11 protein-coding genes and 3 pseudogenes are annotated in these 13270 nt (G+C 69.8%); 7 read left to right on the forward strand and 7 right to left on the reverse strand.

All coding sequences use genetic code 11. The features are described 5' to 3' along the window. A pseudogene (locus ACWCPI_RS38145) lies at window positions 1-126 on the forward strand (IS110 family transposase); the annotation flags it as partial. Window positions 127-832: 706 nt separating this feature from the next. On the opposite strand, the gene ACWCPI_RS38150 reads toward ACWCPI_RS38145, so the two are convergent. Continuing rightward, entirely contained in the window at window positions 833-1075 is a 243-nt protein-coding gene (locus ACWCPI_RS38150; protein WP_451042552.1) for a hypothetical protein, read from the reverse strand. 629 nt (window positions 1076-1704) lie between these two features. Next, on the reverse strand, window positions 1705-2103 hold the full coding sequence (locus ACWCPI_RS38155; protein ID WP_451042553.1) for a winged helix-turn-helix transcriptional regulator: 399 nt from the start codon (window positions 2101-2103) through the stop codon (window positions 1705-1707). Window positions 2104-2179: 76 nt separating this feature from the next. On the opposite strand from ACWCPI_RS38155, the gene ACWCPI_RS38160 reads away from it, so the two are divergent. Next, window positions 2180-3166 (forward strand): zinc-binding dehydrogenase, encoded by a 987-nt coding sequence (locus tag ACWCPI_RS38160; protein WP_451042554.1) that lies wholly within the window; start codon window positions 2180-2182, stop codon window positions 3164-3166. A gap of 89 nt (window positions 3167-3255) precedes the next feature. On the opposite strand, the gene ACWCPI_RS38165 is transcribed toward ACWCPI_RS38160, so the two are convergent. Next, window positions 3256-3597: a hypothetical protein gene (locus ACWCPI_RS38165; protein WP_451042555.1), complete on the reverse strand. Its 342-nt coding sequence runs from the start codon at window positions 3595-3597 to the stop codon at window positions 3256-3258. A gap of 79 nt (window positions 3598-3676) precedes the next feature. On the opposite strand from ACWCPI_RS38165, the pseudogene ACWCPI_RS38170 reads away from it, so the two are divergent. Continuing rightward, window positions 3677-3838, forward strand: a pseudogene (locus ACWCPI_RS38170) (response regulator transcription factor); the annotation flags it as partial. Window positions 3839-4109: 271 nt separating this feature from the next. Here ACWCPI_RS38170 and ACWCPI_RS38175 read toward each other — a convergent pair. Beyond that, window positions 4110-4982 carry an RICIN domain-containing protein gene (locus ACWCPI_RS38175; RefSeq protein ID WP_451042556.1) on the reverse strand — a complete coding sequence of 291 codons (873 nt, stop codon included), beginning with the start codon at window positions 4980-4982 and terminating at the stop codon, window positions 4110-4112. A 911-nt stretch (window positions 4983-5893) separates the two neighbouring features. Between ACWCPI_RS38175 and lanKC the strand changes: the two genes are divergently transcribed. From lanKC to ACWCPI_RS38190, 3 genes are all read left to right on the forward strand, one after another. Then, the gene (gene lanKC, locus ACWCPI_RS38180) at window positions 5894-8542 is read left to right on the forward strand and encodes a class III lanthionine synthetase LanKC (RefSeq protein ID WP_451042557.1); all 2649 of its coding nucleotides are present in this window, start codon (window positions 5894-5896) and stop codon (window positions 8540-8542) included. 5 nt (window positions 8543-8547) lie between these two features. Further along, on the forward strand, window positions 8548-8709 hold the full coding sequence (locus ACWCPI_RS38185; protein WP_451042558.1) for a hypothetical protein: 162 nt from the start codon (window positions 8548-8550) through the stop codon (window positions 8707-8709). A 78-nt stretch (window positions 8710-8787) separates the two neighbouring features. Next, window positions 8788-10596: an ABC transporter ATP-binding protein gene (locus ACWCPI_RS38190; RefSeq protein WP_451042559.1), complete on the forward strand. Its 1809-nt coding sequence runs from the start codon at window positions 8788-8790 to the stop codon at window positions 10594-10596. 24 nt (window positions 10597-10620) lie between these two features. Here the strand turns inward: ACWCPI_RS38190 and ACWCPI_RS38195 are convergent, their stop codons facing one another. Continuing rightward, entirely contained in the window at window positions 10621-10857 is a 237-nt protein-coding gene (locus ACWCPI_RS38195; protein ID WP_451042560.1) for a hypothetical protein, read from the reverse strand. Between the two features lie 303 nt (window positions 10858-11160). Next, the gene (locus ACWCPI_RS38200) at window positions 11161-11460 is read right to left on the reverse strand and encodes an FG-GAP repeat protein (RefSeq protein WP_451042561.1); all 300 of its coding nucleotides are present in this window, start codon (window positions 11458-11460) and stop codon (window positions 11161-11163) included. A gap of 25 nt (window positions 11461-11485) precedes the next feature. Here ACWCPI_RS38200 and ACWCPI_RS38205 point away from each other — a divergent pair. Further along, window positions 11486-11692, forward strand: a pseudogene (locus ACWCPI_RS38205) (IS701 family transposase); the annotation flags it as partial. A gap of 84 nt (window positions 11693-11776) precedes the next feature. Here ACWCPI_RS38205 and ACWCPI_RS38210 read toward each other — a convergent pair. Next, the gene (locus tag ACWCPI_RS38210) at window positions 11777-13270 is read right to left on the reverse strand and encodes a DUF6519 domain-containing protein (RefSeq protein ID WP_451042562.1); all 1494 of its coding nucleotides are present in this window, start codon (window positions 13268-13270) and stop codon (window positions 11777-11779) included.

A 13270-nucleotide genomic window follows, 5' to 3' on the forward strand; every position in this document is an offset into this window, starting at 1 on the left:
GCCGAAGGAAAGCGCCACATCCAGGCCGTCCTGGCACTGGCCCGCCGCCGGGTCAACGTCCTCTGGGCCCTCCTCCGCGACGGACGGACCTACAATCCCGTCCCACCCACCGCTCATACTGCTTGACAGACCGCATTAGGAATCAGTGAGCGGAGGAGAGAAGAGGGTTGTGACGATCCACCACAGCCCCGAGACTCCGTGGTGACCTGGGGAAATGCGGTCAGCGCTCGCGCAGGGCGCGAAAGTGGTACGGCAGTGGGGTCGGAAGCGCCAGGGCAGGAGGCCGTGCGGCGGCTTACCTGCTTGATCACAACTGAAGACCGTCCGTAGCGTCCTTGCGCAGTGCGGCGAGATACTGCCCGGCGCTGCTGAGGCAGCCGAGCTGTTCAGCGGTCAGCCGCGGGGCCTCGAGGTCGGTGCGCAGGACCGCGATGTCGACCGCCGGGCGGCCCGGCTGGGCCGTTGCTCCTGGGCGAAGAGGGGCAGTTGCTCGGCTGGCGTGGTCGGCTGGTGCGCAGCCCGGTCGTACACGGGCGGCCGGGGCGGCGTGTGGTGCGCAGCCGGGCGGTGAGCACGGCGATGGCGATGACGGCGCGGCCGTGGCGCAGTGGTACGCGCGGTATGTCCCACTCCCCCGCCTGAAGCGGCACGAAGGGTGCGGCCGGGGCTGGCGGCCGGCCTCCTGTCCCGCCCGAAGACTGCCGCCTTCGGGCGGGCGGCGCGGCGGCGGGTGCCCAACAGGCGGTGTAGAGGCGGTAGTCGGGTTCCTCACCACGTTCGGTGCGGGCCTCGGTGATGTCGGTGCAGTGCGCAGCGAGCGCGGTCTTCACGATCATTTCGTCCAGGCCGGGTTCGCGGCGGCGGCCACGCTGGACGAGGGCGAGGTGACGGCGGGCTCAGCGCGCAGGTGGCGGCGGTGGAGGCAGCCGTCCTTGGTCATGACGAACACGGTGACGGTGCCGGCCGCCAGGCCGACGTCGACGACGGCGGCGACTCGGTCCCGGATCGCAGCGTCGCAGCGCGGGCGCGCTCGAGGAGGGAGTGTGCCCGCCGGGTGGGAGGGCCAGATGCTCATGGGTTGCCCGGCCCGAACTCAGGGTGTGGCATGAATGTGGCGGTTTCAATGTGCCGGACGACGTCGGGGGGTGGGGCATCAAGGCTGAGCGCTTCTTCACCGGCGGGGTACAAGGCGTCCTGGAACAGGGAACGGGGCCCGGTGAGTGGGAAGGAGATGCCGACGGCTTCGCCTACCTCGAAGCCGCGCGATGCTGCGGATCGAGAGCACCGCCACCGCCTCAAGCGCGTCGGCGCCGGCCCGAGCGCGGCGTGCGCTCCAGCGGTCCGCCGACCAGTTCGGCGTAGGTCCGGTTCGGGAGCGGGCCGGGGTTGAGTCGTCGTGGTCGTGGCCGTAGACGCGGCCGTTCAGCAGCTGCTCGTCTCCGTTCATCCGTCCAGTCTCATAGCCGCCACCGACAGCACCCCTCGCGGCGGCAGGCTCGGTCCTGGCCTTGGTTCATCCAGGCCAGGACCGGACTCGCCGTGCTCACCGCGCCTTCGGCAACGCGTCCAGAGAGCAGCGCCCCTCCGCCGCGTGACGGCCGGTCACGCGCCACACCGATCGTGCAGGTCTGGTGACGTGGATGGCGGGCTCATCGCCCTCCCCGCCGGCTGTTGCGGGCTCGCAGCGGCGCGGGCCGTCCCTGTTCAGTCGGCGTCGGGTCTTTGCTCCGCCGCGGTGTCATAAGCGGCGCGCGCCTCGGCGATGGTGGACCGATGCCGCTCGGCCCACCCCACCAGCCCGGTCAGCGAAGCGTGGAGCTCCTGGGCCATGGGTGTGAGGCTGTACTCGACCTTGGGTGGCACGGTCGGATACACCGTGCGAACAAGCAGTCCGTCCCGCTCCAGTCTGCGCAGGTTGAGCGTGAGCATCCGCCGGCTGATGCCTTTGATGGCGCGTTCCAGTTCGGTGAAGCGGACCGGGCCGTGGGCGGCGGCGATCAGGATGCCGATGCTCCACTTGCCCGCCACGCGGTCGAGCACCTCGGTGACCGGGCAGGCTTCGTCCCTCAGCGCTTGTGTAACACGGGTGTGACTGCGTGACAAGAAAGTGCCTCCTTCCGATGACCAGCAAGGTTATCGATGATGACTACTGTTACAAGTCATGAACCAAGGGGAAGACATGTCTGTTCGTGCACTCGTCGTCGATCCGTCCGCATCCGCGGCCGTCCGCCTCGCCGAGGTGCCCGACCCCGTGCCCGGGCCGGGCCAGGTCCTCGTGGACGTCTCCCACGCGTCGTTGAACTACGGCGACCTCAACGACGCCCGCTCCGGGCGGATCCCTGCTGGTGCGGTGCTCGGTTCGGACGCGGCGGGAGTGGTCATTCAGGCCGCAGCCGACGGAACCGGCCCCGCGGTGGGCACCCCAGTGGTGGCCCTGACCTCGGGAGCGTTCGCCGAGCGCGTCGCGATCGACGTGGCTGCGCTCGCGGAGGTGCCGAAGAGCATGGACCTGGCGCAGGCGGTGGCTCTGCCCGTCGCCGGAGTGGCGGCACTGCGCTCGCTGCGGGCCGCCGGGCTCGGACCGGACAAGAGGGTACTGGTCACCGGGGCCTCCGGCGGGGTCGGCCGGTTCGCCGTCCAACTGGCGGCGCGGGCCGGTGCCCATGTGATCGCGTCCGTGGGCTCGGCAGCTCGAGGGGAGGGGTTGGCCGAGATCGGCGCCGACGAAGTGCTGATCGGGCTGGAGGAACTTCAGCAACCGGTCGACGTGGTCATCGACAGCGTCGGCGGCCCTCAACTGGTCGCGGCATGGAACCTGCTCACTCCGGGGGGCAGCGTGCAGAGCATCGGCTGGACATCCGGGGAGCCGGCGGTCTTTCCGCCGTATGCGACCGTCGGTCCGGCCAAGTCGCTGACCTCCTTCGTCATAGAAGGCGATGTCGGCGCGGACCTGGCCGTTCTTGTTGAACTGGCCGCTGAGGGGGCCCTCACCGTCGAGATCGGCTGGCAAGGACCATGGGACCGCTTCGTCGAGGCCGCTGAGGCCCTCCGTGGACGCCGTGTCTCCGGAAAAGCAGTCTTGGCAGTGGCGTCCGGTGAACTGCATGCCCCGGTACCTTCTCCGCAGCACCAGCTCCGGTCGGACGATCACGCTCGGAGCAAATGACCAGAGCTGGCGTACCGGCGGCGTGCACGCGGACGCCCCACAGAAGTCGCGTCCCTGGGTCGTCGCGGGTGTGGCGGGTGTGGCGGGCGTCAGCTCTGCTGCATGGTCTTGAGGTCGCGCAGCGTCAACTCGCTCGCGCGGTCGGCCGCTTCCGGCGCCTCTGCTGAGCCGATGGGCCGCCCTGGCGGGCGGCACCCGGCCTGCTCGAAGCAGTCGGCCCGCACCCGCGGGATCCAGGCTGGGACGACCTGGCCTCCCGCCCGTACCACCAGGGTGGCGTCTACTCGGCCGGCTACGCCGCCTTGCCGAAACTGACGGAGAAAGCGGGCCAGTGGTCGCCCGCTGCCCGGCGTATGCCGCTCTACCTGGCAAGTCAGATCGTGGCCAGTCGCGATATCCGCGACGAGGTCGCGGACCCGTTCGTCACCCACGCTGCCGAGCCGACATGGCGCCCGGCCTGCTGAGGGCCCTGCGCGAGACCGAGCCCGACCACGTTCTCGTGGGCGGCACGCTCGCGGGCTGACCAACACCGAGATCGCCGACGCACTGCACATCAGCCTCAGCACGGTGAAGACGCATCTGGCCAGCCTGATGGCCAAACTCGGCGCCCACAACCGGGGCGAGATCGCGATGTGGGCCTACGAAACGCGCCGTATCCTCCCCGGAACCTGAGCCGGGTGCGGGCCATGTCCCCCGAGTCCCCGCTCGGACATCAGTGCAACGGTCGGCTCACATCGGCTCCACGCGCCTCACCCGGTCTGGAGGCCGACCGCATCGGCTGCACCCGCGAGCGCGGCGCGTTCAAGGCGGCGTGTTGGCCGCGTATCTGATCGAGCATGGTGAGCCGGTCCAGGCCGTCCCGTGAGCGGATCACGTCGGAGGTGCCCACGGTGGCGGGACGGGTACCGGCGGCCGGACACACGATGAAGAGCCGCCCAACCGCTCAACTCTTGGCCGCGTCGAACACGAAGACGTCCGCCACACCCTCACGCGCGCAGGGCAGTTGGTGAATTTCTGCCCACCGGTCCCGCGATCCCTCGCGGATGCCGAGGCACAGGTTGGTGTGCCGTGGGCGCAGTCGGAAACCGCGGACCGGGGCGGTGGTCCGTTCCAGGGTGAACGCCTCGGCGTCGCCTCGCTTGCCGCACACCGCGTTCTCCATCGACGCGCCGATCGCGCGGTCCTGACCTCTCACACCCATGCATCCGGGGCCGAACACAGGGTGGTCGGTGGCTATCCGCCACCTGCCCTTGCCTGCGGGTTCCAGTGAGAAGCGGGGAACCGTGTCCGTGCAGGAGGCCTGGAAGACCCGCCCGTGATCCGTGCCTGCCTTCTCGGTAAGACACAGCCCCGAGTGGGCAACACGGATCCTGTAGGGCCCGGGCTCCGGAGGTTTCGGTGCGTCGGCGGGCACGCTCGGCGCCGCGTGGCGTGCCGTTCGGGGGTGTTCGTCGTCGCCCGCCTCCCGAAGGCCGACGATCACCGCGGCCACGGCTATCGCCAACGCCGTCAGGCCGGCGAACACGACACCGGTACGCGGCCGTGGACGGTGGGCGAGCGACCGCGGTGCGCTCTTCGCGGCGTCGCCTTCCGGCAGCGGTACCTCCGCACCACCCGACGAGGGCGTAACCACCGGCGCCGTCTCGTCCTCCTGTGGCACGACGCGCTGTGGCATGACGCGCACGCGGGCGCCATCGGGAGAGGCGATCTGCTTGTACGCGGTCAGCCACCCCGTGGTTTCGGCGGGCGAGCAGCCGCAGGCGCGTAGGAACGTCAGTGTCTGGTGCTCGTTCGGAAGGACCGGCCGCTGCAGCATGTTCGCCACGGTGCTGCGCGGCAGGGCCGTCCCCATTGCCTCGCCTCGGCTCTCCAACTCTCGGTAGGTCAAGCCGGACCACTCTTTCAACACGCGTAACAGCGCCACGTACTCCGCCGCGTCTCTTGCTGTCGCCGGGTCCGGTGGAAGGGACCGCTCCCCCATGTACCGCTCCATCCCTTGTGTCCAGGACACGAGTAAAGCCGCACGTCATCCCGCCTGTCCTGTCCGGGACATGTCCCGGACAACGTTCACCCTTGTTGCCCCTCCAAGACAGAGCAAGAGTCGTTCAGGTCAGCTCTCGGCGGGCTCAACCCGTGGGGGGACAGCGGCAGTCGACATCATTCGGAGGGCGAGAATCACGTGATCAAGTCTGTACGCCCGACCCTGTTGGGGTGGCCGTCGCCAGCTGACGGCACCGCCGTCCGGGACGTCCGCGTCCGCCACGGCAGCGGAGCAGCAGGTTCGGCGCGTGCGCCGGGTGCTGGTGCAGCCTGCGACAGCGCCGTCACCCCGTACCCGGCCCGCCGAGCCATCACCCGGTAGGTCGACCCGTCGGCTTCGGCGCGCAGCTGGCGCAACTCGAACGCGAACTGCTGCACAGGGCCTGCACCCGGATCCACCGGCATCTCACGACCTCCCGCCACCCCTCACCGGCTGACCGTCGGAGGCAAGGCGGCTTGAGGGGGCAGTCGTCTGACCAGTGCTGCTGAACAATGCGCCGGCCGCCGAACTCGATGGAGCGAGCCTCAATGAGCCAACGCAGAGAAGGACCGCCGCCTCGACGGCCTTGGGGTTCGGATCAGGGACTCAGCCGCGGGGCCTGACTCGTGGACACCTGTTTCCCCAGTCCCCGGTAGCTCCGAGCCGAACGGAACGCGATCCCATGCCATCTGACGGAAGGAGGGGCAGTGGACGCCCTCTATGAGGCCTTCTGCACCACTGACCCGCGGTTCTACGACCGGGCCGACGTCGTGACTGCCGACGCGAAGCTGTTCGCGCCGCTCCGCGCCACCGAGACTCCCGTCGGATGGCACCGCGAGGTGAGCCGAGGCTGGGTGAACTACCGGCCTCCCGCGGTGCGACTGCCCCTTCAGGGGTGGAAGATCCATGTCACCGCCACCCAGAGTCTTGCCGAGGAAGTGGTGCGCAAGGCGTTCGACCACTGTGTCTCCCGGAGTGTCACCTTCAAAGTCGTACCGGGTCTGCGGGAGTACCGGGAGCGCAACGCCAAGTATGGAGAGAGGGCGGGCAGCGGGAAGCTGATCACGGTCTATCCCACCGGTGAGCGAGAGTTGGAATCGCTGGTGACCGAACTCGGTGAGTTGCTGCACGGTGTTCCGGGCCCGTACATCCTCAGTGATCTGCGCTGGCAGGACGGGCCTGTCTACGTACGCTACGGGGCGTTCGTGCCGCGCAAGGTGCGCGGGGCGGACGGGCGCGAGGTGGGGGCGATCGAAGCTCCGGACGGCACGCTCGTCCCGGACACCCGAGGGCCGGTGTTCACCTTGCCCGACTGGGCGACTCTGCCGGACTTCCTTCGCCCGCAGCTCGACCGCCGCAACGCCGAGCGCGTCGACAGCCTGCCCTTCCGCATCCATGCGGCTCTGCACTACTCCAACGGAGGAGGCGTCTACGAAGGCCGGTTGGCGCAAGGTGGTACCCGCGTCGCCGTGAAAGAAGGGCGGCCCCACGCGGGACTGGACACGGCGGGTCGCGACGCCGTGACCCGACTGCGGCGCGAGAGGAATCTGTTGGAGCGGCTGCGCGGGCTGCCGTCCGTTCCCCGGCTCATGGGTTACCACCGTGCTGCCGGGCACGAGTTCCTGGTCGAGGAATTCGTCACCGGTGAGCCCCTCTACAGCGCGTGCGGTCGCCGCAATCCGCTGATGCGTCACCTCGCCCCCGCAGAGGATGAGTTGGCGGAGTACCGGGAGTGGGCGATGGCCGTGTGGCAGCGCGTCGCGGACGCGGTGCGGGCCATGCACGCCCGGGGAGTCGTCTTCGGCGACCTCCACATGCACAACGTCCTGTACCCCTCACCGGATGAGGAGGCAGCCGGGGACGACAGGATCCGGCTGATCGATTTCGAAGGCGGATGGTTCACCGAGGAGGACGGTCGCCAAGTGGTGGCGAACTCCGGGTTCGTCGCTCCTTCCGGACGTTCGGGCACCGCAGTGGACGAGTACGCGCTCGCCGCCCTCAAACTGGCGGTGTTCGCGCCGATGACCGGACTCCTGCAGTTGAGCAGTCGCAAGGCGAGCCACCTGGCCGACGTCATCGCGGATCGGTTCGGCGCACCACGCACGTGGTTCGACGACGCCCTCGCGGAACTGGGGAGCCGCAGCCCCGCTCCGGCCTCCCCTCGTGTGATCAGCCTGGCCGAGGACGCCTGGCCAGCTGCGCGGGCGTCAATGATCCGCGCCGTGCGGGACAGCGCGAGCCCAGGGCGCGACGACCGGTTCTTCCCCGGCGACATCGCGCAGTTCGATGACCCGCCGGGCGGGCTGGGAATGGCGTACGGGGCGGCCGGTGTGCTGTGGGCTCTGCGGTCGGTCGGCGCCGAACGGGTGCCCTCGGCGGAACGCTGGCTGCTCGACAGGGCCACCCATGACGGCGCCGGGACCGCGCCTGGTTTCTACAACGGCCGGCACGGCATCGCCCATGCACTGTGGGAGCTCGGCCATGGGGACGCTGCTCTCGACACCCTTCCACGGCCGTCGGGGATCCGTACCAGCGATGCAGGCCTTTCACTGTTCGACGGTCTCTCCGGTGCGGGGCTGAACTGGCTGTACTTCGCCAGGCAGTGCGGTGAGGACAAGTACGCCCAATACGCGATGGATCTCGCAGAGTCCGTACGCGGGAGGCTGGGCGAGATCACCGACGTCCCTGAGACGAGCGGTGGCGAGCATCCACGGGCCGGACTGATGCACGGCTCCGCCGGGCCGGCGCTGTTCTTGACTGCCGTCTTCGAGGAGACGGGTGACGCACAGTGGCTCGACTCGGCCGAGCGGGCCCTGCGGCAGGACCTGCGCCGATGCGTGCGTGACGAGTCCGGTGCGCTGTTCATCAACGAGGGCTTCCGGCAGATGCCATATCTGGACGCGGGCAGTGTCGGCCTCGGCTTCGCGCTCCAGCGCTATCTGGCCTGCCGGTCCGAGCCGGATCTCGAAGCAGACCTCGCGGCGATCCGGCGTGCGGCCGCGCCCGCCTACTGCGTGTTCCCCGGGCTCTTCACCGGACTCGCGGGCCTGGTGCTGTTCAACGCCGCCCGGCGCAACGTCGACACCGCCTGCGCCGAGCAACAGGCTGCCGGTTTCGACTGGCACGCCCTGGACTGGGAGGGGCACTTGGCCTTCCCCGGAACGCAGTTGCTCCGCATGTCGATGGACCTTGCCACCGGAACCGCGGGCGTGCTGCTCGGCCTGGCTGCCGCCCGCGCCGCGGGTACACAGGCGGAACGGCTCATCTCCCTGCCGTTCCTGCTTCCCCTCAAATCCTCGGACCGGGCTGTCGCGCCGGGTCCGAGTCCTGTTCCCACCAGCGCAGAGAGGAGGTGAATCACATGTCCATTCTGGACCTTCAGGGGCTGGCTGCCGCGGACGACGGCCACGCCCAGGGCATTTCCAGCTACCTCAGCACTGGGGGTTGTTGCGTGCCCTCCCCCATCCACAGCGGCTGGTCGATCGGTTGCTACGACAGCTACGCCGAGCAGCCTGCCTACTAGCAGCACGCCAGGGTCGCCGCTCCCGTTCAGCGCGGGAGCGGTGACCCTGGCACCTCACCGACCGAGGGACGGTATCCGATGCCTCCAGACAACCACGCGGCGCTGTTGCGCTCACTTCGCCCCTATACGGGCCGCATCACCGTGCTTCTGCTGCTGGTCACGATGCAGTCCATCGCGTCGGTCGCTCCCGCACTCGTCGGGCAGCAGTTGATCGACCAGGGAATTCTCGGGCGGGACTCCAGCGTGGTGTGGACGTTGGCAGGCGCACTGGCCGTGCTCGGCCTCGCCCAGGCCGGACTCCTCCTGCTGGAGCGGCGGTTCGCGACCCGGCTCGCCGAGGACGTGGCGTTGCATCTGCGAGAGGAACTGTTCACCCACCTCCAGCGCCAGTCGCACGGCTTCTTCACGGCCTCCCGCACGGGTGCGATCGTCTCCCGGGTACAGAGTGATCTGGCAGGTCTGCGGAAACTCATCGCCACGACCCTGCCGGTGGGAGGCGGGGCCGTCGTCTTACTGGTCGTGTCGGGGGCAGTGATGCTGGCGGTGGAGTGGCGGCTTGCCGTCGCGGCTCTGCTTCTCGTACCGATGATGCAGGCGATAACCTCCCGGCTGTCCCGAGCACTGCAGCGCGTCGGTCGCCAACAGCTCACAGCCCAGGCCGAGTTGGACGCATTGGTCGGCGAGCGCCTCAGCCCTGGCGGTGCGGAGGTGATACGAAACTTCAGCAGCGCAGACCGCGAACTGGCTGCGTTCCGGACCCGGGCGCTTCAGGTCCGGGATGTCTCGGTGAGCATGTCCGTGCTTTCCGCCTCGCTCGCGGCCTCCGTGATCCTGGTGATGAGTCTGATCACGGCTGCTGCTTATCTGGTAGCCGGGCAGTTGGCAGTCGACGGTTCCCTGAGTGTGGGCTCTGTCGTGGCGCTCGTCGCGCTGATGGCCCGTGTGTACTCGCCTCTCGCCGCCTTCTCCGCGGTCCGCTCCGATCTCGTCGCCGGCCTGGTGGCGTTCAGCCGGATCCGCGAGGTGCTGGAGTTCGTCCCGAGCATCGCAGAGCCGGCACGGCCGCGTCCACTTCCCAGACGCCCCGCGGCCCAGTCGTACAGCATCACCTTCCAAGGCGTTCACTTCAGCTATCCGCCATCGGATCAACTTGTGGTCTCGTCCCTGGGAGGACAAGAGCGCCCGGCGTCGGGCGCCGGAGATCAGGCGGCCCTGCTCGGCGTGGACTTCACCGCCGACCCTGGAGCCACGGTCGGGGTCGTGGGCCTCTCCGGATCGGGTAAGTCCACCCTCGCCCGGCTTCTCAACCGCACCTGGGACGTGACCGCGGGGCGGATACTCATCGGAGGGACCGATGTACGCGCCCTCAGCCTGGAAGACGTACGGTCCTCGGTGGGGGTGGTCACCCAGGACACGTTTCTCTTCCACGACACGATCCGAGCCAACCTCCTGATCGCCCGCCCGCAAGCCTCCACGGACGAACTCATGCAGGCCTGTCGCGACGCTCTGGTTCTTCCGGTCGTCGAACGGCTTCCCGACGGCCTGGACACAGTGATCGGAGACCAGGGCCTACGGCTGTCCGGTGGAGAACGCCAACGTCTCTCCCTGGCCCGGGTCCTGCTCAAGGCACCCCCGATCGTTGTGCTGGATGAGGCCTCATCGCACTACGACGCCCTCACCGAGCAGGAGCTGCACCGGAGCCTGCGCCGGTTCCTCGCACCGAGGACCTGCGTCGTGATCGCTCACCGTCTGAGCATGGTCAGGGAGGCGGACCTGATTCTGGTCATTCGAGGCGGACGGGTGGTGGAGCGCGGAACGCACGCAGAGCTGATCCGCGTGGCAGGCTGCTACGCCCGGTTGCATCGAGCCCAGCAGGGGACGGTCTGAACCGCCCCGGGTTCGGTGAAGATCTCAGGTTGTGGCGATGACCTGGGACTTCGTGGATTCGGTGTCGTAGCCGGCTTCGTATTCGACGGGCGGAACGCGACCTGATCTCTCCAGGGAGTCGACCATCCAGCCCATCACCCGTTTCGCGCTGTCGTGCGTCCAGTGGGGCGGGCCGCCGCGGGGGTGGGCGGAGCCGTGGAACCCGGCGCCCACCCCACGCGACAGCCGGGCCGCCTGCATGGCGGCGGCGTTGGCGACCACCGTGGCCGACTCACTCCGACCGCTGTGCGCAGAAGAGACACTCCACCATGGGGCTGCGCCCCCCTGGACCCTCCGCCATGGGTACGGCCCTCGGCGTTGCCGTCGGGGGCTCCGCCCCCTGTACCCCAAACGGGGCCCGGTTCAGGGGCGAAGCCCCGTTTCAGGGGAGCGGGGAACTGCGAGATGAGTTCGGTGTCGGCGTCGGTCACACCGGTCGTGGTGACGCCGGACGACGTGCCGGGGAAGCGCAGCGAGCCGTTGATGGCGCCGACGTAGAGGTCGGCCGTACCGTCGCGGTTGGTGTCACGGAGGCGGACCGGCTCCCCGAAGCAGTCGTTCCCTGCGACGTCGCCGGGGACGCCGGCGGTGTTGCGGGCGAGCCACTGGGAGTCGGTGCCGGTGATCCCGCTCGCGCTGCCGCAGCAGGACGTGGACGCCGCCCTCGGTCGTCTCCTGGCTGATCTTCTCTCCGTAGACGCCGATCGCGAGGTCCCTGTAGCCGTCGCCGTTGATGTCGGCGGCCGAGACGGACGAGCCGAACAGGGCGCCGGACTCCGGGGTGCCTGCCCCGGTGATCGTCGCCTTCGTGGTGCTCCGCTGCATCCGGTGTCGCCGGGCTGTCTGAATCCACTGGCTCCTCGCCCGCCGCAGTGTCGGCAAGCCCTAGGAGATCTCCTACTACATCGCCTACTGCCCGGCCCACACCACCCTGCACGAGCTGATCCGCAGCGCGGGCAGCCGATGGGCTGTCGAGGAGAGCTTCCAGACCGCGAAGCAGGAATGCGGCCTGGACGGCTACCAGGTCCGCCGCTACGCCGGATGGCACTGGCGTCACCCCGTGGCAGGACGGACGCGGGCCAGCCCCGTTCAGGGATCCGTCCGGGGTGGCCGCACGATGCCGAGCCCAGCCACCGGCCGGTCACGCCGTGAGCTGTCTGAACACCTTCCTCAGGTCCTGGGCCTTGCCGCCGCTGATCCACGCCAGCGGCGCGTAGTGGTAGGCGACGCCTGCCGGACGGGCCAGCAGCGGCCGCCCCACGGCGTCCGTGGGCCACTCGACGGCGCCGGTGAGGGTGCGGGCGGCGAAGGTCCAGTAATCACCGGACACGTACCGCCCGCCGGGCGCGAAGTAGACCTGCACCCCGTCCTCGAGGTCGATCCACTCGCCCTCGGCCAGCTTCACCGCACCGCCCTCCAGCCTGGGCGCACCGCGCCGACGGCGCTCCAGCTGGTCCCAGCGCCGCAGATAGGGATGCCGCCCCGGCTGCCGCCCGACCGTCCGGTCCGGTTCCGCCGACAGGCGCACGCGCCGCCCGGGCAGGTCCACCTCGACCACCTGCAGCAGGTCGAAGATCTCACCGCGCCCGACGGACGCGTCGTCGCAGACCTCGACGAAGGTGCCGACGTCCAGGTCGAGCTTGTCGTCGCGGCCCAGCGCCTCCAGGGTGACCCACGCGTCGTCGATCGCGGTCAGCGGCAATACCACCGAACCGTTCTCACGCGACCACTTGTACGACGCCTCGCCGGCCCCACCGCCGCGGTGGACCTCCACCCGGTACAGCTGGTTCTCCGGTCCCCCATACCGCGCGTCCGGCGCCACCAGGCACGGGTCGTCCTCGACCCGCGCCGGCCGCTCGGCCCGCGCGGCGAGCCGGCAGGTGCGGTCCTGCTGCGCGGCGACCCACTCGTCGAACGCCCTCCCGGGATCACGCTGCCGGCCCTTGTCCAGCTCCAGCGGCAACACCTCCCAGTCGACCCGCACCCGCGCCGTGGTGTCGGGCAGCGCGGAGCCGAGCGCGATCTCCCGCAGCAGCGGGTCCTGCACGGCCGTCACCAGCCGGTCGTGCACCCGCAGATAGGCCAGGAACGGGCCGGACGGCAGCTCGTCGGCGTCCCGCTCGAGATCGCGGTGGGCGTACGGCTGGTCCCAGTACGTCCACGGGCCGGCTCCCGTGCCGTCGCCGGCAGGTGCCCCGGCCTGTGCGGACGCCGTCCTCGTCGCCGCGACGGGCTTCTTCGCGGCGGTGTCCGGGTGAGTGCGCCCGGCGTGGTCGTGGCCGGCGTCAGTCGGCCGACCGCCGCTTTCGTCCACCGTCGGCAACGGCTCCGGGCGGGTGGCGTCGACCGCGATGCCGTCCACGTAGTACCGGCCGGCCGCGATGGTGAGCGAAGCCTTCTCGCCCTCGGACTCCGCGCTGTACGCGATCCTGAAGCCGTCACCGGGCCCGCCGTGCCGGCCGATCAGGTCGGCGGCCAGTGACCGGTTGGCCGACAGACCGAGGTCGGCCTGCTCGTTGGACTCGGCGTCCAGCAGCACCCGTCCCTGCTGGCTGACCACCGCAACATAGTGTTCCTCCGGCCGGTACGTCCGGCGCGAGAAATCGCCGTGCATCTTCCCTCCCGAGCGATCCAT

This window comes from Streptomyces sp. NPDC001920 (assembly GCF_053594495.1).